The sequence below is a fragment of the Shewanella sp. NIFS-20-20 genome (genome assembly GCF_019209865.1).
Classification (GTDB): domain Bacteria; phylum Pseudomonadota; class Gammaproteobacteria; order Enterobacterales; family Shewanellaceae; genus Shewanella.
Genome location: NZ_JAHUTT010000116.1, coordinates 1 through 1,928, shown reverse-complemented (window position 1 = coordinate 1,928; position 1,928 = coordinate 1). Strand labels below are relative to the sequence as shown.

The following is a 1,928-nucleotide window of genomic DNA, read 5'->3' as shown; positions in this document are numbered from 1 at the left end:
CAGACTAAATTTGTCTGGAGACCATAGCACTGTGGCCCCACCTGATCCCATTCCGAACTCAGAAGTGAAACGCAGTCGCGCCGATGGTAGTGTGGGGCTTCCCCATGCGAGAGTAGGTCATTTCCAGACACCAAATTCGCTGATATGGCTCAGTCGGTAGAGCGCATCCTTGGTAAGGATGAGGTCCCCAGTTCGATTCTGGGTATCAGCACCATGAAAAATTGCAGTAATGCACAAAAATTTGTCTGGAAACCATAGCGCTGTGGTCCCACCTGATCCCATTCCGAACTCAGCAGTGAAACGCAGTCGCGCCGATGGTAGTGTGGGGCTTCCCCATGCGAGAGTAGGTCATTTCCAGACGCCCAATTAGTGAAGAAGCCACCTGAACAAGGTGGCTTTTTTGCGTTTGGGTTCTACTAATTTTTAACGCGTATCAGCAAGATGGATGAGCGTCATCGCAAGGTGGCTCATCCACGCTTAACGGTTAAATATATGGCAGCGTACTTGTCAGTTGAGTGGCGGTTAATGATGAGTCACAGGAACAAAGCTAGTGCCGTTGAGGCCATCTTGCTTAATGGCCAAATAGAGCGGTTGCGATATAACAATAGGTTTGTGCGCGGTTGCTCTGATTTTCAAAGATCCCTAGTTGTCACTATAGGTCCTCGTCATATTTCTTTGCGTATTCACAACTTGCTCAAGATGCTCCGTAATTATGTGTCTACAAGATGGCTTACCAGAGAGGCTAAGGATTTTCAGCCCAAGGCTAATTGATTGGATCTCACGGCGTTATCTCCGTTGCTGATAACTCTGTAACTCTACCAAATAAATAGTCAAACTTTCCTGATGCTATCTGAAGTTTTGTCGATATGTTGCGAGCACCATTCTGTAGATCACCTCTTACCGCTGGGGCTCCCCCTTTGACTACACCAAATGCTACGGCTCCAACGACACTATCAATGATCACATCTTCAGCTGTCGTTTCTTCACCTTCAATGGTCCGGGTGACCGTTCCTCCAACAATGCTGGAGCCCACAGCGGCTGATGCTTGAAGGCCCAAGCTAACACCACAGGTTGTTTCTGCAATAACCCCACTGGCAGCACCGCCAGCCCACCAGGCAACACCTGCACCGATGATCCCTCCAACAAAGCCACCAACCCGCGTACCCACACTTGCGCAGTTGCCGTCAGGGGCGCTAAGAACTACGGGGCTGTTGAAGCTGTAGGAGTAAGCATTAATATTTCAGGGATTAAACATCCCGCCGTTGGTTAATCCTTCGACGGTTGGCCCCAAATACCCCCAAGTATTGGATCAGGACTCTGCCATACACTCGTTCGTGGGTCGTAATAACACGCACCGAAGTAGTACAGCCCTGTGGCCTCATCCAGCTCTTTACCCGTGAGGTAGTAAGGTGTTAGCTGGACATTAGCAGTAGGCTGAAAATACAGGTGAAGCGCCCGTTGGTGACGTTGTCCTCATTTACCTCAGATGTTGCCGCTACATAATCAAAGACTATGATTGGAAAATGGCAGTCATGTGACTGTTTCAGCCCATGTTATGGGCTCACTATCTGTCATGGCTTGCAGGTGGGTGTTGATAAGTCAGTGGGTAACTTGTAGTTACAATGTGTTTAAGTGACATATTGATAAGTATTTCATTAAAAATACATTTTTAATGAAATTAGCCCTTGCGCAATCTGCGCAAGCCCCTATAATGCGCCACACTGACACGGAATACGGCGCTGCAAAGCAACCGAACACCAGTCAGGACGGTCACTTACAAAGTAAGTGACCCTGAGTGAATTAAGTGACCCTGAGTGAATTAAGTGGCGCTAGGCGAAAGTTTAACCACTTAGATTCAAGGCCTGATAAAGGGCTTGACCCACTCAAGGAAATGCGTAGAATACGCATCCCTAGCCCACAGCGGCAAC

General features: G+C 48.4%; 1 protein-coding gene, 1 tRNA gene and 2 rRNA genes. 3 read left to right on the top strand and 1 reads right to left on the bottom strand.

Annotated features, from left to right (window positions below; translation table 11 throughout):
* Positions 1-13: 13 nt before the first annotated feature.
* The 3 genes from rrf (KU855_RS18655) to rrf (KU855_RS18645) all read left to right on the top strand — a co-directional run bounded on the left by rrf (KU855_RS18655) (position 14) and on the right by rrf (KU855_RS18645) (position 360).
* Positions 14-129, top strand: a 5S ribosomal RNA gene (gene rrf, locus KU855_RS18655).
* Positions 130-138: 9 nt separating this feature from the next.
* Positions 139-214: transfer RNA gene (locus tag KU855_RS18650), tRNA-Thr, on the top strand.
* A gap of 30 nt (positions 215-244) precedes the next feature.
* Positions 245-360, top strand: a 5S ribosomal RNA gene (rrf, locus tag KU855_RS18645).
* A gap of 906 nt (positions 361-1,266) precedes the next feature.
* Here the strand turns inward: rrf (KU855_RS18645) and KU855_RS19150 are convergent.
* The gene (locus KU855_RS19150; RefSeq protein ID WP_218532786.1) at positions 1,267-1,446 is read right to left on the bottom strand and encodes an RHS repeat-associated core domain-containing protein; all 180 of its coding nucleotides are present in this window, start codon (positions 1,444-1,446) and stop codon (positions 1,267-1,269) included.
* Between the last annotated feature and the right edge of the window lie 482 nt (positions 1,447-1,928).